Source organism: Nocardioides hankookensis (assembly GCF_042658885.1).
In the GTDB taxonomy this organism is placed as follows: Bacteria; Actinomycetota; Actinomycetes; order Propionibacteriales; family Nocardioidaceae; genus Nocardioides; species Nocardioides hankookensis.
On sequence record NZ_JBHSRJ010000008.1, the window covers coordinates 275,422 to 298,848 of the forward strand.

A 23,427-nucleotide genomic window follows, 5' to 3' on the forward strand; every position below is an offset into this window, starting at 1 on the left:
AACGCCGCGACCAGCCCCCGAGATCAGCGCGGGCTCAGCCTCCGAGCGACCCCACGGCGAAGGCGACCAGCACCAGCGACGTGAGCAGCGCCGCCGTCGCCTGGACCCCCATCAGGACCTTGGCCCGGCTGGTGAGCGGCATCGTGTCGGTCGGGCTGAAGGCGCTCGAGTTGGTGAGCGACAGGTAGAGGTAGTCGACGAAGATCGGGACCCAGCCCGAGGCCTTGCTCGACGTACGGCTCACCTCGACGACCGTGCCGTCGTTCTCGTCCTGGGAGAAGCGCCAGTCGGCGTCGGGCAGCTCGGCGCGCTTCTCGCTGCGACGAGCGACCGGGCCACCGCGGTCGAGCTCCCAGTAGAGGAGCGCGAAGCCGATGACGTTGGTGAGCCAGATCTGCATGGCGGCGACCAGGAGCTCGGTGCCGCTCGGTCCCGAGCCGGTCAGCTCGGTGACGAGCAGCGCCAGCGCGCCGAGGTTGGTGAGGATCACGACCGCCGCCAGGGCCGCCGAGACCCACCGCGACCACCGCGTCTCGCGGGTCATCCGGCGCGGGTTGGTGACGACGAGCGCGACCAGGAGGAGCACCTCGACGGCCGGGATGATGAGCCGGTTGGTCAGCAGCACCGAGCTGGGCAGCAGGGCGTAGACCACGATCGCGACGACCACCGCTGCCGCCGGCGGCAGCCGGTTCTCGCCGCCCGCGGTGCGCGGCGTCATGCGCGTTCGCCGGCCCGGGCGAGGTAGGTGGGCACCCCGAGGAGCAGCCCGGCGACGGCCGCGCCCACGGCCACGCCGGCGACGAGCGCGACCGACCGGTCGATGACCATGTCGAAGGTGAAGAAGATGATCCCGACGATCATCAGCGACAGCGTCGTCATCGCAGCGGCCACCAGCCGGCTGGCCGCGGCGAGCACGAGACCCTTGACGTGCTCACCCGAGAGCCGGCGATGGATCACGACGGGCGTGAGCAGGAGCAGGGTCGTGGTCGCGGCGAGGACGACCAGGACCAGGTACGTCGTCAGCTGGAAGTCGTCGAGGTCCTCGAACCTCTTCTGGAACGGCAGCGTCAGCAGGAAGCCCGCCGTCAGCTGGGCACCCGTCTGCATGACCCGCAGCTCCTGGAGCAGGTCGTCGAACTTGCGATCGAGGCGTTCCTCCTCGGTCTCGTCGCGGCCGTCCACCGTCAGTGGTCCCGCAGGGCGCGGACCAGCTCGGACTTCTTCATCGACGAGCGGCCCTCGATCTCGAGCTCCGCGGCGCGCTTGCGGAGGTCGGCGACCGTCCAGTCGTCGTACGACGGCGACGAGCCGCCCTTCCTCCCGACGGCCTTGCGTGACGTGTTGGCCGCGGCGTTGGCGATCCGCGCGGACTTCTCCTTGCTGTTGCCCTCGTCGCGCAGTGCCTCGTAGAGGTCGTCGTCCTTGACGCTCGGACCGGGCTTCTTCGTGGCAGGCATGGCGCACTCCTCTCGGGTGGGTCGGGTCGACATCTCACCCGTTCCCTCCGAGGCCCGCCACGATGCGTCTCGCTACCGTGGCGGCATGACCGACCGTGCCCTGCTCGACGAGCTCATCGCCCAGGAGCAACGCCTCGTCTTCGACGCCTTCGGTGCCGACGACGCGTGGGAGCTCGGCGCCGCGCTGCGGGAGACCGCACGCGACCGGGGCCTGCCGGTCGCCATCTCCGTGCGACGCAACGGCCAGCGGCTCTTCCACGCCGCGCTCTCCGGGGCGTCCGCCGACAACGACGGCTGGCTCGAGCGCAAGTGCGCGGTCGTCGACCGCTACGGCTGCTCCTCGCTCCGGGTCGGCGAGCAGTTCCGGGTCGCGGGCAAGTCCTTCGAGATCGACTCGCTCCTGGACCCGACCGTGTACGCCGCCCACGGCGGCGCCTTCCCCATCCTGCTCCGCGGCACGGGCTGCATCGGCACGGTCGCGGTCTCCGGCCTCCCGCAGCTCGACGACCACCGGCTGGTCGTCGAGGTGCTCGAGCAGCGTGTCGCGTCCTCTCCGTCACCCTAGGGCGCCGGAGGCCAACAGACCGACCACCAGGACCGCGACGCCCAGCCGGTAGAAGACGAAGAGGTCGAAGCTGTGCCGCGACACGTAGCGGAGCAGCCACGCGATCGTGGCGTAGGCGACCATGAACGACACGACGGTGCCGACGACGACCGGCCCGGTGCCGACTCCCCCACCGACCGCGTCCTTGAGCTCGTAGAGTCCCGCCCCGGTGAGCGCCGGGATCGAGAGGAAGAAGGACAGTCGCGTCGCGGCCACCCGGTCGAGCCCCCGGATCAAGCCCGTGGAGATGGTCGCTCCCGACCGGGAGAAGCCGGGGAAGAGCAGGGCCAGCACCTGCGCCGTACCGACCACGACGGCGTCGACGAGCGTGATCTCCGACTCCGGTCTCGTGTGCGAGCCCACGCGGTCGGCCACCCACATGAACGCACTGCCGGCGACCAACGACGCGGCGACCACCCACAGCGAGGCGAGCGGCCCATCGATGTAGGACTTCGCAAGCAGCCCCACGACCACCACCGGGACCGTCGCCCACACGATCCACCACGCGAAGCTGTAGTCAGGGTCGGTACGGCGCTCCCGGCTGACCAGGCCCCGCAGCCAGGCCGTCGCGAGCCGCAGGATGTCGCGCGCGAAGTAGACGAGCACCGCGGCGATGGCCCCCATCTGGATGACCGCGGTGAAGCCGACGACGCTGTCGTCGGCGACGTCGAGACCCAGCAGTCCCTCGACGATCTTGAGGTGCCCGGTCGAGGAGACCGGGAGGAACTCCGTCAGGCCCTCGACGACGCCGAGGAGCGCGGCCTGCCACAGGTCGATCACGCGTCGGCATCCACGGGGATCGGCCGCTGGATGTCGTGGCCCGAGCGGTGCGCGTAGGCGACGAGGACGGCGATCGCCACGGCCAGGATCGCGGTCAACCGCAGGTCGCCGAAGCCCAGCCCGCCGCCGATCTCGTGGTCCTTGCCGATCCAGTCGGCGAACGACGCACCGAGCGGACGGGTCAGCACGTACGCCGTCCAGAAGCACAGCGTCGCGTTCGCGCCGAGCCGCCAGGCGACGAGCGGCACCATCATCGCGGCGAGGAAGAGCAGCCCGGCAGCGAAGAAGCCGAGGTCCATCGTCAGGCCGACGAGGTCGCCGACCGCCGTACCGAGGGCGAACGTCGCCAGGACGGTCGCCCAGTAGAAGCGCTCCCGTCTGCGGGTGTCGATGTGGTGGATCGACAACGTGCCCTCGGACCGGTGCCACCACGTGAACAGCACCGCGACGGAGCCGGCGTAGAACGCCGAGGTGACGTAGTAGGACAGGCCGGTCGCCACGTGCAGGACGTCGGCGACGATCGTCCCGAAGACCGCGATCATCGAGACGCAGAACCAGTACGTCGGTGCGTGGTAGCGGTCCGAGCGCAGCTGGAGCCACAGGGCGAGGAAGAACCCGCCGACCCCGATGACTCCCCCGAGCACCAGGCTGGTCTCCCCGAGGCCGTCGGAGGCGGCCTCGCCCATGCCGGTGGTCAGCACCTTGATCACCCAGAAGAGGGCGGTGATCTCCGGGACCTTGGCGGCGACGGGTTCGAGGCGCGAGCGGCGGGAGCGGGCGGTGGTGGGCGCGTCGAGAGCGCGGGAAGTCGAGGGCACGGCCGCACGCTAGGGACCGCTCCCTGCACACAACCTGACTGCTGGCACGGCTGTGGCCCGGCAGGCGGTCATCCGCCCGCCGGGCCACCGGCAGACCAGGGTCAGTCGGCGGTCTCGCCGTCGCCGTCGCCGGCGTCGCTGGCGTCCTGGTGACCCGGCTCGTTCGGGTTCGCGTCGGGACCGGTGTCGGTCGCGTCGTCGTTGGTCTCGGCCTCCTCGGCACCGTCGACCTCGCCGACCTCGGTGCCGTCGTCGTCGATCTCACCGTCGCCGTCCGACTTCTCGGTCTGCGAGTGGCCGGAGCCGCGGGGCGAGTCGGCGGTCGCGGTCATCACGCCGCCGATCCCGACGGCAGCGATGACGGCGGTCGCGGCGACCAGGGCCGCGTTGCGCTTGAGGTGCTTCATGTTTCCTCCTGTGGGATCTGAGCTGACACCACCACTGTCGGCCGCCGTCGCTGTGAGGCCGCTGAGAGAACCTGAGAGCGCTGTCAGGTCGATGCGTCACCCTGGGCGCGTGCGAGTGCTGCTGGTGGAGGACGAGAAGACGCTGGCGCGCGCCCTCCAGCGCGGGCTGAACGCCGAGGGCCTGCTCACCGACGTCGAGCACGACGGGCAGTCCGGACTGGCTAGCGCACTGTCGACGACGTACGACGTGGTGGTCCTCGACATCATGCTGCCGGGGCTGAACGGCTACGACGTGTGCAAGCGGATGCGCGAGGCCAACGTGTGGACGCCGGTCCTGATGCTCAGCGCCAAGGACGGGGACTACGACCAGGTCGATGCGTTCGACCTGGGGGCCGACGACTACATGGTCAAGCCGTTCTCGTTCGCCGTCCTCGTGGCACGCCTGCGCTCGCTGATCCGTCGGGGCGTCGTCGAGCGACCACCGGTGCTGACGGCCGGAGACCTGCACCTCGACCCGTCGACCCGCGCCGTGGGACGCGGTGAGGTGGAGCTGTCGCTGACCCCGCGCGAGTTCGGGCTCCTGCACTTCCTGATGCGGCACAAGGGCCTGGTCGTCTCGAAGCTCGACATCCTCCAGGCGGTCTGGGACGTTCACCATGACGGCGCCGACAACCTGGTGGAGGTCTACATCCGCTACCTGCGCCGCAAGGTCGACGTGCCGTTCGGACGCTCGGCCATCCAGACCGTCCGCGGCTCCGGCTACCGGCTCGCGAGCGACGGCGGATGACACGGGTGGGTCGACGGCGCCGCGTCTCCGTCCGGATGCGTACGGCGATCGCCGCGTCGCTGGCCGTGGCGGTCGCCCTGATGGTCGTGTCGGTCGCCGGGGTCGTCCACCAGCGTCACCAGCTCGTCGACGGCGTCGCCGTCGTCGCCCAGGACCAGGCGGAGACCGTCGCCGCGGCGTTGGCTGGCGGCGCGTCGCCGGCCGAGGCCGTCGCCACGCCCGCCGGCGGCGAGTCGGTGCTGGTCCAGGTGCTCGACGCCGACGGCACCGTGCTCGCAGCCAGCCACTCGCTCGAGGGCGAGCCGGCGCTGGTCGCAGCCTCCGGGTCGACCCAGCCGACCCGGCACGTGCTCTCGGGCCTCGACGACGAGGAGGACCGGTACCTCGCCCTGGTCGTCACGGCGACGGACGGGCGATCGGTGGTCGCGGCCCAGAGCCTGGAGACGGTCGACAACGCCACCCGGTCCACGATCGGGCTGCTCGCGGTCGGTGACCCGTTGCTCGTGCTGCTGGTCGCGCTGCTCACCTACGTGCTTGTCGGCCGTGCGCTGCGGCCGGTGGAGAGCCTGCGCGCCCAGGCCGCGGAGGTCACTGCTGCCGACCTGTCTGCGCGGCTCCCGGTCCCGACCACCGGAGACGAGGTCGAGCGCCTGTCCGTCACCCTCAACGAGATGCTCGCCCGGCTCGAGACGTCCGTCGACGCACAGCGTCGCTTCGTCGCGGACGCCTCGCACGAGCTGCGCAGCCCCGTCGCGACGATCCGGACGCTGCACGAGGTCGCCGAAGTCGCCGGTACCGGCGCGGACTGGTCGTCGGTCTCGGCGGACGTGCTCGCCGAGACCGAGCGGCTCGAGCGACTGGTCGCCGACCTGCTCCTGCTCGCCCGGTCGGGCACGTCCGCGCCGCCGGCGTACGAGCTGCTCGACGTGAGCGAGGTGGTGCGCGCTGAGGCCGGGCGGGCCCGGCGGGTGGCTGTGGCGACCCGCATCGAGCCGGACGTGCTCGTCGTGGGCCGTCCCGACGCACTGGCCCGCGCCACCCGCAACCTGCTCGACAACGCCGAGCGGCACACACGCTCGCTGCTCGCGGTCACCCTGACGGCCACCGCCGCGACGGTACAGGTCCGGGTCCGGGACGACGGCGACGGGGTCCCGCCCGCCGACCGGGAGCGGGTCTTCGAGCGGTTCGTGCGGCTCGACGAGGCCCGCACCCGCGACGACGGCGGATCCGGGTTGGGGCTCGCGATCACCCGTCTGCTGGTGCAGGAGCACGGCGGCACCATCCGGCTGGAGGACGCGCCGAACGGCGGCGCCGAGGTCGTCATCGAGCTCCCTCGGGCGTCGGTCGAGGTCTGACCCGGCAGTCAGGTGGGTGGCAGGCGGGCGTTCGTAGCGTGCGAGCGTGATCCCGTCCCTGACGCCGTACCTCACCAGCCTCGGCCCCGCTGCTCTACTGGTCGTGATGGTGATCGTCTTCGCCGAGACCGGTCTGCTGGTCGGCTTCTTCCTGCCGGGCGACTCGTTGCTGTTCACGGTCGGCGTGCTGACCTCGGCGGGCGTGCTCGGGCTGCCGTTCGGGCTGGTGGCGCTCGGCGTCCTCGTCGCGGCGTTCGTGGGCGACCAGGTCGGCTACCTGATCGGGCGGCGCGGTGGCCCGCGGGTGTTCAGCCGCCAGGAGTCGCGGTTCTTCTCCCAGGCCCATGCCGACCGGGCCCAGGCGTTCTTCGCCCGGCACGGCTCGAAGGCCGTGGTGCTGGGCCGGTTCGTCCCGGTCGTGCGCACCTTCACGCCGGTCGTCGCGGGTGTCGGCCGGATGCCGTACCGACGGTTCCTCGTCTACAACCTCGTCGGCGCCCTGGCCTGGGGCGTGGGCGTGCTGACGGCCGGCTACTTCCTCGGCGGCGTGCCCTTCGTGGCGGCCCACGTGGAGGTGATCGTGCTCGGTGTCGTCGCCCTCTCGCTCGTCCCGGTCGCGATCGCGGCCGTGCGGCACCGCCGATGCGGCGACCCGTCGGAGATGATGGCGGACGAGGACCCGTCGCCGGTCCCGGAAGCTGCGGCGGGCGCTCGCGGACGCTGACCGACGATCGGGTCGACCCACGGAGGACCTCGTGCACTCGCTCCACCGTTTCCTGTGCCTCGTGTTCGCGACCTGCTCCCTCGCCGCGTGCGGTGGGACGGAGGGCGGCTCGACGAGCCCGGCCAGCCAGCCGACGACCGCGGTCACCAAGCTGCTGGTCGTCGTCGTCGAGAACCACTCGCTGGCCGAGATGCGTCGCGAGATGCCGTACACCTTCCGCCTGGCTCGGAGGTACGGCTACGCCACCCACTACCGGGCGATCACGCACCCGTCGCTGCCCAACTACCTCGCGATCGCGGGCGGCAGCACCTTCGGTGTCACCGACGACTCCTCGCCGGCCAGTCACCCCGTCCACGGCCGCTCGGTCTTCGGGCAGGCCCGCGCGCTCGGCAGGACCGCGGGCGTCTATGCCGACGGGATGCCCGGGCGTTGCGCTCGCGAGCCCGGCGGGGGTCGCTACGCGGTGAAGCACAACCCGTGGGCGTACTTCGTCGACGAGCGCCGGGCATGCCTGCGCCACGACGGCTCGATGGCTGGGTTCGCCGCGGATGCCGCGGGTGGCGACCTCCCGAACGCCGGCATGGTCGTGCCGAACCTGTGCCACGACGCGCACGACTCCGACTGCACGCTCGCCGATGCCGACCGGTGGCTGCGGTCCACCCTGAGGCCGGTGCTGCGCGGCCCCGACTTCCGGTCTGGCCGGCTGGCGGTCGTGGTGACGGCGGACGAGGACGACAGCTCCCAGGGCAACCGCGTGCTGACGGCCGTGCTGCACCCGAGCCAGCACGCGCACGTCGTCCGCGCGCGTCTCGACCACACCAGCCTCACTCGCCTGTACGACGAGGTCCTGCGAGCGCCGCTGCTGCGCGGTGCCCGCCGGGCACCGGACCTCGCTGCAGCGTTCGACCTGCCCGTCGGGCCCTCCTGATCCGACCCGGTCCTAGCCGCGCGGCAACCGGATCACGAACCTGGTGCTGACGTCGTCCGGTGCCACCGCGACGTCACCGCCGACCGTGCGCGCGATCCGGCGGGCGATCGCCAGCCCGAGCCCGGCGCCGGAGCCGGAGGCCGACGTACGTCCCGGCTCGAAGATCCGCTCGGCCTCCTCGCGCGCGACGCCCGGTCCGTCGTCGTCGACGTAGATCTCGATCGCACCCGACGTCCCCCGGGCGGTGACGTGCACGCGCGCGCGGGCGAACCGCAGGGCGTTCTCGACGACCGGGCTGACCGCCCGGACGGCGAGTGCGTGCGGCAGTCCGAGCCGCGCATCCGTGACGTCGACGTCGAGCGTCCGCTCACCCGTGCCGGCGTGCTCGGCGACGTCGCGGAGCACCTCGGCCAGCGAGCAGTGCGACGCGGTCACGATCTGTGCCTCGTTGCGGGCCAGCTCCAGCAGCGCGGTGATCGTCGCCGACATCCGCTGGCTGGCGGCCGAGATCTCCTCGACGTCGCGCTGGGTCTCGCCCGGCAGGATGTCGCGCAGGAGGATCAGGTCGGCCATCCCCTGGATGGTCGTCAACGGGGTCCTCAGCTCGTGGGCCAGCTCCGAGGTCAGCCGCTGCTCCGACCGGATCGCCGAGGCGACCTTCTCGAGGAGCTGGTTGAGGGTCGCCGCCAGGGCGGTGAGCTCGTTGTCGGGCTCGCCGAGGTCGAAGCGCCGGCTGAGGTCGTGCTCGCTCCACTCCGCGGCGGTCTCCGCCATCACCGTCACCGGGCGCAGCGCGCGCCGGGTCGTCCAGGCCGCGATCGCGGCGGCCGCGATGGTCGTCAGCAGTCCGGTCACCAGGGTCACGATCAGCGCGAGGCGCTCGGCCTCTTCGTAGGGCTCCAGACGCTCGGTCACGATCACCACGCCGGACGCGCCACCGGTGGCCGTGAACGGGTCCGCGAGGATGCGGCCGTGCTCGGCGTGGGTCTCGACGGTGCGCGTGTCGACCGTGGCGAGGTCGGCGTAGTGCTCGCTCAGGCTGTCGGGCGGGTCGCCGGCGACGAGGGTGCCCTGGTCGTCGTACACCGCGACCCCGGCGTCCAGCTGGGTGCTGGGGACGACGAGCTCACCGGACGAGCCGGTTGTCGCCGAGCTGATGACGGCGTCGGCGCGGTCCTGGAGGACCCGGTCGACGTCGCTGTTGGTGATCCGGGCGAGCACGACCTGCACGACCAGCGCGAGCAGCAGCATCGCCACCGCCGTGATGCCGGCGGTCAGCAGGATGATCTGCCGACGAAAGGAGCGCGGCGGGCGTGGCCACCTCACCGGATGCGGAACCCGACGCCGCGCACGGTCTCGATCGAGACCGGCGAGCCGATGGACTCGAGCTTGGTGCGGATCCGGCGCATGAAGGAGTCCACGGTGTTCTCGGCCACGACGGCTCCTTCCGGCCAGGCTGCCGCGATCACGGTACGCCGCCGCACCACCTCGTCGGGCCGCGACGTGATCGCGGCCAGCATCCGGAACTCGGTCGGTGTCAGCAGCACCTCCCCGGACGGCGTACGCGCTGCGTGGCGGGCTGGGTCGAGGTCGAGGCCCGCCGTCGTGGACAGCGGCGGCCGGCCGCGGCGGCCCAGCGCCTCGAGCCGGGCGATCAGCTCCTTGAGCTCGAACGGCTTCGCGACGTAGTCGTCGCCGCCGGCACCGAAGCCGGCCAGCCGGTCGTGGGTCGCACCGAGGGCGGTGAGGAAGAGGACGGGCGCGTTCTGGCCGGCCGAGCGCAGCGCCTGGCACACGTCACGGCCGTCGGAGTCGGGTAGCCCGATGTCGACGACCATCACGTCGATGCCGCTGTCGGCGCCGAACAGCCTCAGCGCCTCGCCGCCGTCGTGCGCCATCACCGTCTCGTGCCCGGCGAAGCGCAGGGCCTCGGCGAGGAGCCGGCGGATGGCCGGGTCGTCCTCGCACACTCCGATGATCATGCCGCCCATTCTCGACCCGCCAACCTGCCAACAGCCTGAACGCCCGGGCGGGAGCGGCGGGTCGGGTAGACGGTGAGCATCCCGAGACCGACCGCCGCGATCCCGATCGCCAGCCCGGCGACGTCGTCGACGACGAAGTGCCAGCCGAGGTAGACCGTCGCGACCACGGTGAGCACGAGGTATCCGGCGAGGACGGCCGCGGTCCGCCGCAGGCCGTAGTAGACCGCCATCAGCACGATCACGGTCGTGACCCCGACGTGCAGGCTCGCGAACGCTGACACCTGGGCGAACGCGTCATGGGCCGACGGGTCCGCGAGCAGGTGGGCGCGTTGCTCCATGTAGGCGGCCTGCGTGGTGGTGACGATCGTGTGCGGCAGACCGGCGAAGTCCTGGGGCCGGTCGTCGAAGGGACCGAGCGACGGGACCAGGTAGTAGGTGGCCACGCCGAGGATCCACACCCACATCGCCGACGCGAGGAACACGGCACCGTCGCGCAGGCGGTCGACCCCGACGACGGCGGCGACGAACGCGATCGACACCAGTGTCGGGAACGACTCGTAGACCACCACCAGGACGTACGCCGACCAGTGCTCACCGAGCACCGAGTGCAGCAGCACCGCTGGCGAGTGGCCGAGGAAGAGCGCTTGGTCGACACGGGTCAGCGCGTGGTCGCGGGGTGCGTTGAGGACGTCCCAGCTCTTCAGGTTGTGATAGCTCGCATAGACGACGTGGTAGGCCAGCAGCGCGGCCGCCGCGACGAGCAGACGCCGAGCGGGCCAGCGACGCCGCAGCGTCTCGAGCACCGGGCCGGGTGCGCGTTCCCCGCGCGGCACCCGTCGTACGGCGTCCAGGACAGCGAGCACCGCGAACGTCCCGGCCGTGATCGCGATCCGGACCCGGAAGATCTCTCCACCCGGGTCGCGGACCGGGATCCCGACCACGGAGGAGCGCCAGAGCGTCACCAGGGCGAACACGAGCGCGATCGCCCACATCCGCAGGAGCCAGCGCGGGACGGGCGAGAGGAGGGCGGGCACCCGCAGAGGTTCGTGCCACGGACCTGCAGCCCGCCTGACCAGGACGTGCCAGACAGTCAGGTGGCGTTCAGGAAGCGCGCCCGACCCTGGGCGCGTGACCATGACGACGACCGGACGCTGGGTGCTCGGCGTCTGCCTCGCGCTCGCCCTGCTGACCGTGGTGCTCCCCCTGGCGACCGGCGTTCCCTGGGCCAGCGCCTGGACCGTGGTCGCCGCCATCCCAGCGCTGGAGCTCGCGGGGCTGGTCGGCCTCTGGGCGCTGGGACTGCTGTCCCACACGATCACGCTGACCGCCGCCCTGCCGACGCTGACGCACCGCCGGGCGCTGACGCTGAGCCTCACCGGCAGCGCGGTCGCCAACGTGCTGCCGCTCGGAGGCGCCGCCGGCATCGCGCTGAACGGGCGGATGGCCAGGCAGTGGGGGTACGGCGTCGACCAGTTCGCCGCCTTCACCGTGATCACCAACGTCTGGGACGTGCTCGCCAAGCTCGCGCTCCCCCTGACCGTCGTCCCCGTCATCGCCCTCGCCACCGGGGTCTCGATCGGGCCCGTTCTCGGCCCCGCGATGCTCGCCTCCGTCGGCCTCGCCGTCGCGTGCGCGGCGATCGTCGCGGTGCTCTCCGGGCCGTCCGTCGCCGGGCTCGTCGGCGGCCTCCTCGAGCGCGCGGCGCACGGCGTGCTGCGGGTGGCGCGCTCCTCGCGCCGGGTGCGCCTGCGCGCCGCGCTGGTCGATCTCCAGGCGACCTGCAGCGCCGTCGTACGGGCTCGGTGGATGCGGCTGAGCCTCGGCATGGTGCTCTACACGGCACTGCTCTTCGCTCTGCTCTGGGCCTGCCTCGCCGTCACCGGCGCCGCGCTGGCACCGGCTGCCGTGCTGGCCGGGTTCGCCGTCGAGCGCCTGCTGACGCTGGCCGGTCTGACCCCGGGCGGGGCCGGGGTCGTCGAGGTCGGCCTCACCGGAGCCCTGATCGGTCTCGGCGGCGCGGCGGCGAGCGTCGTCGCGGGCGTGCTGCTCTACCGCGCGCTCACCTACGGCCTGGAGATCCCGGTCGGAGGTGCCGGGCTGGCGGTGTGGCTCTGGCTCCGACGCCGATCCGCGACCGGACCCGTCGAGGCGGTGGCGTGATGCGGATCGTCCACGTCAGCGACTGCTACCTCCCGCGTCTCGGCGGGATCGAGATCCACCTGCGTGACCTGGTCCAGCACCAGCGCGCGGAGGGCCACGACCCGCACGTCATCACGACGACACCAGCGGCACCCGACGTCGTCGACGAGCCGTGGGTGCACCGCGTCGAAGCCGCCACCGGCCCCCTGGGCGGGCTGGTCCGTGCCGACGCGGACCTGCGTCGACTGCTCGAGGACCTGACCCCCGACGTCGTCCATGTGCACGTCTCGGTGCTGTCGCCGTTCGCCTCGACCGCGGCCCGGCGTGCCTCGTGGCTCGGCTTCGCGACGCTGGTGACGGTCCACTCCATGTGGTCGCGTCTCGGCCCGCTGCCCGCAACGGCGCACGCCCTGCTGCGACTCGGCTCCTGGCCGCTGGCCTGGTCGGCGGTGAGCGAGACCGCGGCCGCACCCCTGCGCAGGATGCTCGGCCCCGGCACGCCCGTGCACGTGCTGCCCAACGCCGTCGACCCGGCGTCCTGGCGGCCGGGTGGCGTGCCGGGCCCACCCGCCGTCCCGACGGTCGTGAGCGTGATGCGGATGACGCGCACCAAGCGCACGCTGCCGCTGGCCCGGATCCTGCTCGACGTACGCCGACGGGTGCCGGCCGAGGTACCGCTGCGGGCCGTGCTCGTCGGCGACGGCCCGCAACGACCCGCCCTGGAGCGCCTCCTGCGACGGCACCGGATGGACGACTGGGTCGAGCTGCCCGGCCGCCTCGACCGCACGAAGATCCGCAGCGTGCTGGCCGATGCCTCCGTCTTCGTCGCACCAGCCGAGCTCGAGTCGTTCGGCATCGCCGCTCTCGAGGCCCGCACCGCCGGACTGCCGGTGGTCGCCAGCTCGCTGAGCGGCGTCACCGAGTTCGTCGAACACGAGCGCGAGGGACTCCTGGGCGCCACCGACGGCATGCTCGCCACCCACATCGCCCGACTGGTCACCGACGCGTCGCTGCGCGAGCGGATCGCGCAGCACAACGCGACCGTGCCCCCGCGGCACGACTGGGTCGAGGCCCGCCGTCGCACCCACGAGCTGTACGCCCAGGCGGCCGCCACGGCGCGGATGCCCGTCCGCGGCCTGGCCCGGGTGAGCGCAGCATGACCGGCGCCCGCTTCACCGTGGTCTCCTTCCACGCGCATCCCGACGACGAGGCGCTGCTGACCGGCGGCACCCTCGCCCGCGCCGCGGCGGAGGGACATCGGGTGGTCCTGGTCGTGGCGACCGCCGGCGAGGCCGGCCTGGCCTCGCCGCTCGAGCTGGCCGATCTCGCCGAGCGCCGCACCCGCGAGCTGGCGGCGTCCGCGGCGGCGCTCGGCATCGCCCGGGTCGAGGTGCTCGGCTACCGCGACTCCCGGTTCGCCGAGGTCGACCTCGACGAGGCCGCGAACCGCGTGGCGGACATCCTGCGAGCGGAGCGGGCAGATGTCCTGACGACGTACGACGCGGCCGGCGGCTACGGCCACCCGGACCACGTGCAGGTGCACCGGGTCGGGCGGCGCGCGGCCGAGCTGGCGGGCACCCCGGTCGTGCTGGAGGCGACCCTCGACCGCGGCCTGATCGACCGCGTGGTGCGGACCCTCCGACATCTGTCGCGCGTGGTGCCCGTGCCGGAGCTGCCCGACACGAGCCGTGCGTTCACCGCACGTGCCGACCTCACCCACGAGGTCGACGTACGCGCCCACCTGGACGCCAAGCTCGCCGCCCTCCGGGCCCACGCGTCACAGGCCGGCGGAGGGCCCCGCACGCTCGCCCTCCTGCTCCGCCTCCCGAAGCCGCTGGCCCGGCGAGTCCTCGGCCGCGAGTGGTTCCGCGAGGTCGGACGACGGCCTGGCGAGCACCTGGACGACGACATCTTCGCCAGCCTCCGACGGTCAGGTGCCTGGCAGGTTCCCGGCGCCACTCTCGCACCATGACCACCACTCCCGCGCGACGCTGCCTCGTCGTCGTCCCCACCTATGACGAGGCGGAGACCATCGAGGCCTTCCTCGACCAGGCGCTCGCTGCGACCACCGAGATCGACGCCGACGTCCTCGTCGTGGACGACAGCAGCCCCGACGGCACCGGGATGCTGGTCCGGCGGCACCCGGCGTTCGGGCGCCGGGTGCACCTGCTGTCGCGGGAGAGCAAGGACGGACTCGGGTCGGCGTACCGGGCCGGATTCGCGTGGGCCGCCGAGCGCGGGTACGACGCGGTCGTGCAGGTCGACGCCGACGGCTCGCACCCCGTCGACCGGATCACGACCATGGTGCTCGCGCTCTTCCGGCACGACCTGGTGATCGGGTCCCGCTACGTCTTCGGGGGCTCGACCGCGGGGTGGACGACCGGGCGACGGCTCCTCTCGACGGGCGCCAACCGCTACGCCCGCCTGGTGCTCGGACTCCGCACCCGGGACGCGACCGCCGGCTTCCGCGCGTGGCGCACGACCGCCCTCCTCGACCTCGGCGTGCTCGACTCGGAGTCGAGCGGCTACTGCTTCCAGATCGAGAGCACCTGGCGCGCCGAGCGGGCCGGCGCCCGGGTCCTCGAGGTGCCGATCACCTTCACGGAGCGCCGCGCCGGCGCCTCCAAGATGTCGCGGCGGGTCGCCGAGGAGGCCCTGGTCCGCGTCCTGCAGTGGCGGGCCCGCGAGATCGCGGGCGTGGCCGGCCCCGCCCGCGCCGTCGAGGCCGGCAGTGCCGCCTGACGCCGGGTCGACCCGCGCTCGGCGACTGCTCCCGAGCCGCGAGGTCCTGACCTTCCTGGCCGTGGGCGGCGCCGGGTACGTCGTCGACGTCCTCGCCTTCAACTGGCTGCGCGGGCAACCTCTGACCGGCAGCCTCGACCCGGCGGTCTCGAAGGTGCTCGCCGTCTGCGTGGCCATGGTCGTCACCTATCTCGGCAACCGGCTGCTGACCTGGCGGGACCGCTCGAGCGACACCCGCCGCGAGGTGATCACCTTCGTCGTGCTCAACCTGATCGGGCTCGGCATCGCCGTCGCGACGCTCGTCCTCAGCCACGATGTCCTCGGCTTCACGAGCCCGCTCGCCGACAACATCTCGGCCAACGTGATCGGCCTCGGCCTCGGCACCGCCTTCCGCTACTGGTCCTACCGGCGCTTCGTCTTCAACACCGCCCCCGAGCCACGCGCGACCCCGGTGCCCGTCGCGCCGCCCTTGCTCGCCTGGGACGAGCCCCAGCGCGTCCACGTCGTCACCGGCAGCTACGGGGCGGGCCACGACGCCGCCGCCCGTGAGATCGCCGAGCGTCTGACGACCGCCGGCCACCACGTCCGCACCTGGGACGTCGTCGACCTCTTCCCCCTCGGGCTCGGCCGGCTGCTCCGGTCCGCGTACGTCCTGCAGCTGCGGATCGTCCCCGGGTCCTGGGGAGCGATCCTGCGTCGGCTCGAGCCGGGCACCCGGCCACACCGGCTCGCGGCCCGCCTGCTCGCGATCCCTGGCACCCGGATCCTCGAGCGCGTCGCCGAGGCCGATCTCGTGATCTCCACCCACCCGTTCGCGAGCCAGGCACTCGGCCGGCTCCGCGCGACCGGACGCCTGTCCGTCCCCGCGGTCACCTACCTCACCGACGCATCGGTGCACCCGCTGTGGGTGCACCCCCACATCGACCTGCACCTGGCCCTGCACGAGGTCACGGCCGCGCAGGCACGACACCTGGGCGGCCGGACCACCGTCATCCAGCCGCTGCTGCCGGAGTCGTGCCTGCGCCGGTCGTCCGAGAGCGCCGCCGACCTGCGGTCGCGGCTCGGGCTCCCGGTCGAGGCCGACATCGCCCTCGTGGTCGGCGGTTCCGAGGGCGTCGGCGACCTCGAGCGGTCCGCGCTCGACATCGCCGCCACCGGGCTGGCCGTGCCCGTCGTCGTCTGCGGACACAACGAGTCGCTGCGGCGGCGGCTGGACGCCCACCCCGGCATCGTCTCGCTCGGCTGGCGCAGCGACATGCCGGACCTGCTGCGCGCCAGCAGCTGCGTCGTGCAGAACGCCGGGGGCTTCACCACCCTCGAGTCGCTCGCCGCCGGCGTACCCCTGCTCAGCTATCGCTGCCTGCCCGGCCACGGCGAGACCAACGCCGCCGCCCTGGAGGCGTCCGGTCTCGCCCCGTGGGCGCGCGACCCGGAGGCCCTGCCCCTGCTGCTCGCCCGCGCCGTGCTGGCCGATGGCGCTCCGGCCCTTCCGGTCACCGCGGCACCCGACCTCGTCGGCGCACTCTCGGGTGCTCCCCTGGCGGTGGCCGGATGAGCTCCGCCGTCAACGTGCTCGTGGCCGGGGTCGGGCCGCTTCGGCGTCGGGTCCGCCCCGGGCTCGCCGGCATCGGCCCCACACCCCACATCGCGCTGACGTACGACGATGGGCCGGACCCGGTCTCGACGCCGGCGTTCCTGCGCCTGCTGGACCGGACCGGCCAGCGCGCCACCTTCTTCGTCCTCGGCGAGCACGCCGTGCGGCACCCCGTACTGGTCCGGGAGATGGCCGCGGCCGGCCACGAGCTCGCGGTCCACGGCTGGGACCACCGGTGCGTGCTGCGCGAGCGCCCCGACGCGCTGCGCGAGGGAGTGCGGCGGACCGCCGGAATCCTGGGCGACCTGATCGGCGCGCCCGTCCGCTGGTACCGCCCGCCGTACGGCGTCCTCAGCCCGGCGGCGCTCGCGGCGGCACGGGACACCGGGCTGCGCACCGTGCTCTGGTCGGCCTGGGGCCGGGACTGGGAACGCCGGGCCACCCCGAGCCGCATCGTCACCACCGTCGACCGGACCCTGCGACCCGGCGGCACCCTGCTGCTCCACGACACCGACCGGACCGCAGCAGCCGGTTCGTGGCGGCGGACCCTGGCGGCGAGCGAGCTGCTCCTCACGCGCTGGGCCGCGACCGGCGCCGACGTCGGCCCGCTGCGTGCGCACGGGTTGCGACCGGAGCGGGTGCCCGCATGACGTCCGTCCTGGCCCACCCGGTCCGTCCACCCGACCCGACCGGGCTGGTCCCCCGGCGGGGTGCGGTCGCCCTGGTCGCGGCCGTCGCCGCGCTGCTCTGGCTGCCGAACCTCGCCCGCCCGCTCTCCTCCGACGAGGGCGGCTTCCTGCTCGTCGCCTCGCAGTGGTCACCCGGCACCTCGTTGTACGGCGACTACTGGGTGGACCGGCCACCGCTCCTGATCGCCGTCTTCCGGCTGGCCGACCTGGGCGGCGGCCTGCTCGCCCTCCGCGTGATCGGGCTCCTGGCCGTCATGGTGTCGGTCCTGCTCGCCGGACGGATCGGCAGCGTCGCGGCCCCCGGCGTACGCCGCGCCCCGGTGCTGGTCGCCGCGACGGCCGCGGTCTTCGTCACCACGCCCCTCTTCGGGGCCAGCGAGGTCGACGGCGAGCTGCTGGCGGTCCCGTTCGTGCTCGCGAGCGTGCTCTGCACGCTGGAGGCGCTGCAGCGACCCGGCTGGCGGTGGTGGGCGGGCGCCGGTGCGACGGCGATGGCTGCCGTGCTGGTCAAGCAGAGCATGGCCGACGGCTTCGTCCTGGCCGGCGTCGCGGTCCTGTGGCTCGCCACCCACCGGCGGGCGCGCGACGCGGTCGACGCGATCGCCTACGTCGGGCTCGGCGCTGTCGCCTGCCTCGGGGTGGCGCTCGCCTGGGCCGCCGCGCACGGCACCGGGCCGATCGGGCTGTGGCACGCGGTCGTCACCTTCCGTGCCGAGGCCGCCTCGGTGATCTCGGCGAAGTCGAGCCCGGCGACGTCCCACCGGGCCCTTGCCCTTGCGACGTCGTTCCTCGCGAGCGGTGCGATCGTCGTCCTCCTGGCGGCCTTCCTGCCGAGGGGACACCGCCCGGTCACCGGACCCGACCTCCGGGTCCTCGCGACCGCCGTCCTCGGCTGGGAGGTGATCGGGATCGCGTTCGGCGGCAGCTACTGGCTGCACTACCTGCTCGGACTGGTCCCCGGCCTCGTGCTCGCGGCGAGCGCTGTCGCGGCGTACCGGCCTGCCCGTCGTCGCCTCCTCGTCGCAGGGCTCGCGTATGCCGCCGTCGCGGGGATCGTGTCGACCGCTGGCCTGGCCGTCCACGACAGCACCGTCCCCTCCGACGTCTCGGTCTCCCGCTACCTCGCCGCTCACAAGGCGCCCGGCGACACCGGCGTCGTCGGGTTCGGCAACCCGGCGATCCTCGAGGCCGCCGGCCTGGACAGCCCCTACCCCCAGCTCTGGAGCCTCCCGGTCCGGGTGCTCGACCCGAGGCTCGCCGACTTCACCCGGGTGATCGCCGGACCGCACGCACCGACCTGGGCGGTCGTCAACGGCACCTCCCTCGCCACGTGGGGCGTCGACGCGAGCCGTGCGCAACCGGTCTTCGACCGCGAGTACCGGCTCGTCGACGTGGCAGGCGACTACCGGGTCTACCACCTGCGGTAGCGGCCTACACCAGCGTCGCGACGACCACCCGGCCGACGACCACCAGCCCGGTGGTCCACGCCGCAGCGGTGGCGACCGACGCGGCGGCGTACGTCGCCGTCGTGCGGGCCCGCCCGAGGAGGTGGAGCGGGTCGCGCTGCGGCGGCGTGCCGCCGAGCCGGGCGACCTGATCGCCGGCGGTGGCCGCGACGGCCAGCCACAGCGCCACCACGGCCGCGGAGAGGTGGACGCCCTCGACGTACGTCGCCGCGCCGACCGCGGCCACCAGGCAGTCGGCGCCCGCTCCCAGGCGCACGCCGACACCGTGCTCGGCCACCAGCACGGCCATCAGCACCAGCAGCGCCGTCGACTCGTAGACCGGGACCATCCACGGGACGCTAGGCGTGGGCACCTGCCGCGCACCTGACTGCGACCGGTCAGGTTGTCGGCAGGCTCCGCAGTCAAAGGTGCCACCATGACCCAGCACCCGACGACAGTCGAACGCGGCGACGTTGCTCGCCAGATGCTCAACAAGGTCCCCGAGGTAACCATCTGGTTCTGGGTGATCAAGATCCTCTGCACGACCGTCGGCGAGAGCTTCGCCGACTGGATCAACATGACGCTCGGCGTCGGCCTCGTGAACACGGCGATCCTCTTCACCGGGATCTTCGCGGTGGTCCTCACGGTGCAGATGCGCCTGCGCCGCTACGTGCCGTTCCCCTACTGGCTCACGGTCGTCGTCGTCAGCGTCACCGGGACCCTCTACACCGACATCCTCACCGACCAGCTGGGCGTCCCGCTCTGGTTCAGCACCACGGTGTTCGCCGCGCTGCTCGCGGTCGTCTTCGGGGTGTGGTGGGCGCGTGAGCGGACCCTGTCGATCCACAGCATCGTCACGGTCCCGCGCGAGGCCTTCTACTGGCTGGCGGTCCTGGTGACCTTCGCCCTCGGCACCGCTGCCGGAGACTGGACCCTGGAGCTGACCGGCTGGGGCCCCGGCAAGTCGGTGCTGCTGCCGCTCACGCTCATCGGCATCGTCACGCTCGTGTGGCGGCTGGGGGCCAACGAGGTCCTCACCTTCTGGCTCGCCTACATCCTGACCCGGCCGCTCGGCGCCAACATCGGCGACTGGCTCGCGACCCCGTCGAGCGAGAAGGGCCTCGGGCTCGGCACGTTCGCCACGAGCATCGTCTTCCTGGCCGCGATCCTCGGCACCGTCATCTACCTGAGCGTCTCGCGCGCCGACGTCATCGAGGGCCACGACGCCCGGCCGACCGGACGCTACGCCCGACCCGAGCGGCAGAAGGCACTGCTGGGCGTGCTGGTCGCGGTCGGACTGGCCACGCTCGGCCTCCTGGCCTGGGCCAACCAGCAGCCGCACACCAGCGCCCTGGCCGCCGAGGAGGGCAGCGCGCCGAGCTGCTCCGGGTCGCCGCTGAACCAGAGCCAGGCGAAGGAGCACGTCGCCACCAGCTTTCCAGCGGAGTCCGTGAGCAACTACCGCACCATCGCCACCGACACGCTGGCGCTGGTGGAGTCCGGGGACGACGCCGGTGCCTCCAGTCGGGCCACCGACCTCGAGACGGCGTGGGACGACGAACAGGACTCGCTGCAGGGCAAGGACTGCCAGGCGTGGACGTACGTCGACCAGCAGATCGACCCGGTCCTCTCGGCCGTGCGGGCGTCCCACCCGGACCCCGCCACCGAGCAGCAGGCCTTGAACGACCTGCTGGCCACGCTCGGCTGAGGACGACGCCGGCTCCCTCGTCGGGAAGTGACGAGGGAGCCGGTGTCGGTACGGGAGCGGGCCGGGTCGAGCGGCCGGCGCCCGGGATCAGAGGATGTAGAGCATCTCCTGGTAGGTCGGCAGCGACCACAGGTCGTCGGCGACGAGGCCCTCGAGGGTGTCGGCCGCCTCCCGTACGGCGAGCATCGCCGGCAGCACGTTGTCGCGGGCGTACGTCGCCTCATCCAGGCCACTCAGGTCGTGCATCGCGTGGATCGCGGACGCCAGGTCGGCGAGCCCGGCCCGCAGGTCGGCGATCGGCGCCGAGACCGCGCGCAGCGTCGCGACGTCCGCCTCGACGCCGGCGGCGGTGAGGGCGGCGACGTTCTGGGCGAGCTCGGTCTGGTAGCGCAGCGCCGACGGCAGCACGATCGTGGTGCCCATCTCGAGGGTCAGGTTCGCCTCGACGCCGACGGTCAGGCAGTACTGCTCGATGCCGACCTCGTAGCGGCTCTGCATCTCGCGCTCGTTGAAGACGCCGTACGTCGCGAACAGCTCGATCGCCTCGTCCGAGACCAGCTCCGGCAGGGCGTCGACCGTGGTCCGCAGGTTCTTCAGGCCGCGCTGCTCGGCCTCGATCGGCCACTCGTCGGAGTAGCCGTTGCCGTTGAAGATCACGGCGCCGTGGTCGCTGATGATCGTCGTGAGCAGCGCCTGCACGGCCTCGTTGAAGTCGGTGCCCTCGGCGATCGCCGCCTCGAGCGTGGTGGCGCAGTGGTCGAGCGCCTCGGCCATGATCGTGTTGATCACGACCATCGGAGCGGCGACGGTCTGGAGCGAACCCGGGGCGCGGAACTCGAAGCGGTTGCCGGTGAACGCGAAGGGGCTGGTGCGGTTGCGGTCGCCCGGGTCCTGGGTGAGGTTCGGCAGCGTGTCGACGCCGATCATCAGCGTGCCGCGCTCCTTCGAGTGCGTCGCGCCGCCCTTGGCGATCTGGTCGAACACGTCGGCCAGCTGGTCACCCAGGAAGATCGAGATGATCGCCGGCGGTGCCTCGTTGGCGCCGAGCCGGTGGTCGTTGGACGCCGAGGCGACCGAGACCCGCAGCAGCCCGCCGTACTTGTGGACCGCGCGGATGACCGCGGCGCAGAAGACCAGGAACTGCGCGTTGTCGTGCGGGGTGTCGCCGGGCACGAGCAGGCTGCCGAGCTCGGAGTTGCCGACCGAGAAGTTCACGTGCTTGCCGGAGCCGTTGACGCCGGCGAAGGGCTTCTCGTGGAAGAGGCACTCCATCCCGTGCTTCTTGGCGACGGCGCGGAAGGTCGTCATCAGCAGCTGCTGGTGGTCGGAGGCCTCGTTGGCGCGCTCGAACATCGGGGCGATCTCGAACTGCCCGGGTGCCACCTCGTTGTGCCGGGTCTTGGCCGGGATGCCGAGCTTGAAGAGCTCCCGCTCGGTGTCCATCATGAAGCCGAGCACGCGCTCGGGGATCGCGCCGAAGTAGTGGTCGTCGAACTCCTGGCCCTTCGGCGGCTTCGCGCCGAAGAGGGTGCGGCCGGCGTTGAGCAGGTCGGGACGGGCCAGGAAGAAGTGGCTGTCGACCAGGAAGTACTCCTGCTCCGGGCCGCAGTAGGACACGATCCGCTCGACGTCGTCGTGGCCGAAGAGCTTGAGCACCCGCTCGGCGTGCGCGGCCATCGCCTGCTGGGAGCGCAGCACCGGCGTCTTGTGGTCGAGCGCCTCGCCGGTCATCGAGATGAAGACCGTCGGGATGCACAGCGTGTTGCCGTTCGGGTTCTCGAGCACGTACGCCGGGCTCATCACGTCCCAGCCGGTGTAGCCGCGCGCCTCGAACGTGTTGCGCAGGCCGCCGTTCGGGAACGACGACGCGTCCGGCTCGCCCTGCACCAGCGTCTTGCCCGAGAAGGACGCCAGCGCCGTACCGTCGCCGACCGGGTCGAGGAAGCTGTCGTGCTTCTCCGCGGTCAGGCCGGTGAGCGGGTAGAAGACGTGCGCGTAGTGGGTCGCGCCCTTCTCCAGCGCCCAGTCCTTCATCGCCGACGCGACCGCGTCCGCGACGTCGGGGTCGAGCGGCGTCGACTTGGCGATGGTCCCGAGCACCGACTTGTAGACGGACTTCGGCAGCCGCTTCTGCATGACGTTCAGGCTGAAGACGTTCTGGCCGAAGATCTCGCCCGGCTCCTCGCCGGGGTCGAAGCTGATCGCGGGCGGGACGTAGGACTCCACGTCGGTGATCGCCTGCAGACGGACCTTGTTCGCGCTCATGTGACTCGGGCTCCCTGCGTCGTACGCCGCTCCCCACGGCTGGTGGTCGGGAACGTACGGGGGTCACGTGTCCGGGCTGTTTCGGCACCGTGACGGCCGGGAGCGCGATTTCGACACGTGCCTGTAACCCGCCGACGGGTGGCGCCGGCTATGGTCCTGCTCGACCCGGTCAAGACGCCGGGCTCAAGAAAACGACAAGATCACTGCCCGATCACGGAACGATAACGGGTGCGTTCGTGGCATCATCCGTCCCCATGGAGGGAGTTCCGCAGCCGGTCCGGCGCGCCGTCGTGGTCGAGGACGACCGCGACATCCGTGAGCTGATCACACACACGCTCACCGACCTCGGCATGGAGGTCACCGCGGTCGACACCGGCCCCGGAGGCGTCGAGGCCGTGCGCACCGTGAACCCCGACCTGGTGACCCTCGACCTCGGCCTGCCGGGCATCGACGGCATCGAGGTCTGCCGGCAGATCCGCGAGACGACGGACGCCTACATCATCATGGTCACCGCCCGCGCCGACGAGATCGACCGCCTGCTCGGCCTCGAGACCGGCGCCGACGACTTCATGGCCAAGCCGTTCAGCCTCCGCGAGCTCCAGGCCCGGGTGAACGCGATGTTCCGCCGCCCGCGCCCCAGCGTCCCCGCCGACGGCACCCCCTCGGAGGTCCTCGTGTACGGCGGCCTGCGCGTCGACATCTCCGCCCGCCGGGTCTGGCGCGAGGGCGAGGAGCTGCTGCTCACCCGCACCGAGTTCGACCTGCTCACCGAGCTGATGCGCAGCCCCGCCAAGGTCGCCACCCGCGAGGACCTGCTCAAGGCCGTCTGGGGCACGCCCTGGATCGGCGACACCCACGTCGTCGAGGTCCACGTCGGCAACCTGCGCCGCAAGCTCGGCGGCTCCCGCTACATCCGCACCGTGCGGGGCGTCGGCTACCGCATGGAGGAGCCGGTCCCCCAGACCTGAGCGACTCGTCGTACCGGCCCCACGCAACGTCATAC

Annotated in this window: 25 protein-coding genes; 14 read left to right on the top strand and 11 right to left on the bottom strand. The window is 72.5% G+C overall.

The window, feature by feature from the left end:
- Positions 1-34: 34 nt before the first annotated feature.
- From ACFPYL_RS18810 to ACFPYL_RS18820, 3 genes are read right to left on the bottom strand one after another with little or no spacing between them, the layout of a single operon-like run.
- The gene (locus ACFPYL_RS18810) at positions 35-718 is read right to left on the bottom strand and encodes a hypothetical protein (protein WP_379157802.1); all 684 of its coding nucleotides are present in this window, start codon (positions 716-718) and stop codon (positions 35-37) included.
- The gene (locus ACFPYL_RS18815) at positions 715-1,182 is read right to left on the bottom strand and encodes a DUF6328 family protein (RefSeq protein WP_379157805.1); all 468 of its coding nucleotides are present in this window, start codon (positions 1,180-1,182) and stop codon (positions 715-717) included. Before ACFPYL_RS18815 ends, ACFPYL_RS18810 begins: the two co-directional genes overlap by 4 nt.
- Before the next feature lie 2 nt (positions 1,183-1,184).
- Complete coding sequence (locus ACFPYL_RS18820) at positions 1,185-1,457, bottom strand: DUF7218 family protein (protein WP_379157808.1); 273 nt, start codon at positions 1,455-1,457, stop codon at positions 1,185-1,187.
- An 85-nt stretch (positions 1,458-1,542) separates the two neighbouring features.
- Here ACFPYL_RS18820 and ACFPYL_RS18825 point away from each other — a divergent pair, with 85 nt between their 5' ends.
- A complete protein-coding gene (locus tag ACFPYL_RS18825) occupies positions 1,543-2,022 on the top strand; it encodes a heme-degrading domain-containing protein (RefSeq protein ID WP_379157811.1) in 480 nt (159 codons plus the stop codon).
- Here ACFPYL_RS18825 and ACFPYL_RS18830 read toward each other — a convergent pair.
- From ACFPYL_RS18830 to ACFPYL_RS18840, 3 genes are all read right to left on the bottom strand, one after another.
- Positions 2,014-2,838, bottom strand: a complete 825-nt coding sequence (locus ACFPYL_RS18830) for an undecaprenyl-diphosphate phosphatase (RefSeq protein ID WP_379158158.1) — start codon at positions 2,836-2,838, stop codon at positions 2,014-2,016. The two genes, ACFPYL_RS18825 and ACFPYL_RS18830, sit on opposite strands and share 9 nt — an antisense overlap.
- Positions 2,838-3,659, bottom strand: a complete 822-nt coding sequence (locus tag ACFPYL_RS18835; protein ID WP_379157813.1) for a COG4705 family protein — start codon at positions 3,657-3,659, stop codon at positions 2,838-2,840. The genes ACFPYL_RS18830 and ACFPYL_RS18835 overlap by 1 nt, the downstream gene beginning before the upstream one ends.
- 101 nt (positions 3,660-3,760) lie before the next feature.
- Positions 3,761-4,066 (bottom strand): hypothetical protein, encoded by a 306-nt coding sequence (locus ACFPYL_RS18840; RefSeq protein WP_379157816.1) that lies wholly within the window; start codon positions 4,064-4,066, stop codon positions 3,761-3,763.
- Positions 4,067-4,175: 109 nt separating this feature from the next.
- On the opposite strand from ACFPYL_RS18840, the gene ACFPYL_RS18845 reads away from it, so the two are divergent.
- Genes ACFPYL_RS18845 through ACFPYL_RS18860 form a run of 4 tightly spaced genes read left to right on the top strand, consistent with a single transcriptional unit; the run spans position 4,176 to position 7,860 of the window.
- On the top strand, positions 4,176-4,853 hold the full coding sequence (locus ACFPYL_RS18845; protein WP_379157819.1) for a response regulator transcription factor: 678 nt from the start codon (positions 4,176-4,178) through the stop codon (positions 4,851-4,853).
- Between the two features lie 5 nt (positions 4,854-4,858).
- Positions 4,859-6,208 (top strand): ATP-binding protein, encoded by a 1,350-nt coding sequence (locus ACFPYL_RS18850; RefSeq protein ID WP_379157822.1) that lies wholly within the window; start codon positions 4,859-4,861, stop codon positions 6,206-6,208.
- Positions 6,209-6,254: 46 nt separating this feature from the next.
- The gene (locus ACFPYL_RS18855; RefSeq protein ID WP_379157825.1) at positions 6,255-6,932 is read left to right on the top strand and encodes a DedA family protein; all 678 of its coding nucleotides are present in this window, start codon (positions 6,255-6,257) and stop codon (positions 6,930-6,932) included.
- A gap of 31 nt (positions 6,933-6,963) precedes the next feature.
- On the top strand, positions 6,964-7,860 hold the full coding sequence (locus ACFPYL_RS18860; RefSeq protein WP_379157828.1) for an alkaline phosphatase family protein: 897 nt from the start codon (positions 6,964-6,966) through the stop codon (positions 7,858-7,860).
- 12 nt (positions 7,861-7,872) lie between these two features.
- Here ACFPYL_RS18860 and ACFPYL_RS18865 read toward each other — a convergent pair whose 3' ends face one another.
- The 3 genes from ACFPYL_RS18865 to ACFPYL_RS18875 are packed head-to-tail and all read right to left on the bottom strand — an operon-like array spanning position 7,873 to position 10,876.
- Positions 7,873-9,186 (bottom strand): HAMP domain-containing sensor histidine kinase, encoded by a 1,314-nt coding sequence (locus ACFPYL_RS18865; RefSeq protein ID WP_379157830.1) that lies wholly within the window; start codon positions 9,184-9,186, stop codon positions 7,873-7,875.
- Positions 9,183-9,842 (bottom strand): response regulator transcription factor, encoded by a 660-nt coding sequence (locus ACFPYL_RS18870; RefSeq protein WP_235547921.1) that lies wholly within the window; start codon positions 9,840-9,842, stop codon positions 9,183-9,185. The genes ACFPYL_RS18865 and ACFPYL_RS18870 overlap by 4 nt, the downstream gene beginning before the upstream one ends.
- The gene (locus ACFPYL_RS18875; RefSeq protein WP_379157833.1) at positions 9,839-10,876 is read right to left on the bottom strand and encodes a phosphatase PAP2 family protein; all 1,038 of its coding nucleotides are present in this window, start codon (positions 10,874-10,876) and stop codon (positions 9,839-9,841) included. Before ACFPYL_RS18875 ends, ACFPYL_RS18870 begins: the two co-directional genes overlap by 4 nt.
- A gap of 100 nt (positions 10,877-10,976) precedes the next feature.
- On the opposite strand from ACFPYL_RS18875, the gene ACFPYL_RS18880 reads away from it, so the two are divergent.
- The 7 genes from ACFPYL_RS18880 to ACFPYL_RS18910 are packed head-to-tail and all read left to right on the top strand — an operon-like array spanning position 10,977 to position 18,433.
- The gene (locus ACFPYL_RS18880; RefSeq protein WP_379158161.1) at positions 10,977-12,002 is read left to right on the top strand and encodes a lysylphosphatidylglycerol synthase domain-containing protein; all 1,026 of its coding nucleotides are present in this window, start codon (positions 10,977-10,979) and stop codon (positions 12,000-12,002) included.
- Positions 12,002-13,141 carry a glycosyltransferase family 4 protein gene (locus tag ACFPYL_RS18885; RefSeq protein WP_379157836.1) on the top strand — a complete coding sequence of 380 codons (1,140 nt, stop codon included), beginning with the start codon at positions 12,002-12,004 and terminating at the stop codon, positions 13,139-13,141. Before ACFPYL_RS18880 ends, ACFPYL_RS18885 begins: the two co-directional genes overlap by 1 nt.
- Positions 13,138-13,953 (top strand): PIG-L deacetylase family protein, encoded by an 816-nt coding sequence (locus ACFPYL_RS18890; protein WP_379157839.1) that lies wholly within the window; start codon positions 13,138-13,140, stop codon positions 13,951-13,953. The genes ACFPYL_RS18885 and ACFPYL_RS18890 overlap by 4 nt, the downstream gene beginning before the upstream one ends.
- Entirely contained in the window at positions 13,950-14,723 is a 774-nt protein-coding gene (locus ACFPYL_RS18895; RefSeq protein WP_379157842.1) for a polyprenol monophosphomannose synthase, read from the top strand. Before ACFPYL_RS18890 ends, ACFPYL_RS18895 begins: the two co-directional genes overlap by 4 nt.
- Complete coding sequence (locus ACFPYL_RS18900) at positions 14,713-16,278, top strand: GtrA family protein (RefSeq protein WP_379157845.1); 1,566 nt, start codon at positions 14,713-14,715, stop codon at positions 16,276-16,278. Before ACFPYL_RS18895 ends, ACFPYL_RS18900 begins: the two co-directional genes overlap by 11 nt.
- Positions 16,275-16,967, top strand: coding sequence for a polysaccharide deacetylase family protein (locus ACFPYL_RS18905; protein WP_379157848.1), 693 nt, complete (start codon positions 16,275-16,277; stop codon positions 16,965-16,967). Before ACFPYL_RS18900 ends, ACFPYL_RS18905 begins: the two co-directional genes overlap by 4 nt.
- Positions 16,964-18,433, top strand: coding sequence for an ArnT family glycosyltransferase (locus ACFPYL_RS18910; protein ID WP_379157851.1), 1,470 nt, complete (start codon positions 16,964-16,966; stop codon positions 18,431-18,433). The genes ACFPYL_RS18905 and ACFPYL_RS18910 overlap by 4 nt, the downstream gene beginning before the upstream one ends.
- 4 nt (positions 18,434-18,437) lie before the next feature.
- On the opposite strand, the gene ACFPYL_RS18915 is transcribed toward ACFPYL_RS18910, so the two are convergent.
- Positions 18,438-18,800, bottom strand: coding sequence for a hypothetical protein (locus tag ACFPYL_RS18915; RefSeq protein ID WP_379157854.1), 363 nt, complete (start codon positions 18,798-18,800; stop codon positions 18,438-18,440).
- A gap of 87 nt (positions 18,801-18,887) precedes the next feature.
- Here ACFPYL_RS18915 and ACFPYL_RS18920 point away from each other — a divergent pair, with 87 nt between their 5' ends.
- The gene (locus ACFPYL_RS18920) at positions 18,888-20,159 is read left to right on the top strand and encodes a COG4705 family protein (protein ID WP_379157857.1); all 1,272 of its coding nucleotides are present in this window, start codon (positions 18,888-18,890) and stop codon (positions 20,157-20,159) included.
- Between the two features lie 87 nt (positions 20,160-20,246).
- On the opposite strand, the gene ACFPYL_RS18925 is transcribed toward ACFPYL_RS18920, so the two are convergent.
- Positions 20,247-22,424 (bottom strand): glutamine synthetase III family protein, encoded by a 2,178-nt coding sequence (locus ACFPYL_RS18925; RefSeq protein WP_379157860.1) that lies wholly within the window; start codon positions 22,422-22,424, stop codon positions 20,247-20,249.
- Positions 22,425-22,678: 254 nt separating this feature from the next.
- Here ACFPYL_RS18925 and ACFPYL_RS18930 point away from each other — a divergent pair, with 254 nt between their 5' ends.
- Positions 22,679-23,392, top strand: a complete 714-nt coding sequence (locus ACFPYL_RS18930) for a response regulator transcription factor (protein WP_379157864.1) — start codon at positions 22,679-22,681, stop codon at positions 23,390-23,392.
- Positions 23,393-23,427 lie beyond the last annotated feature (35 nt).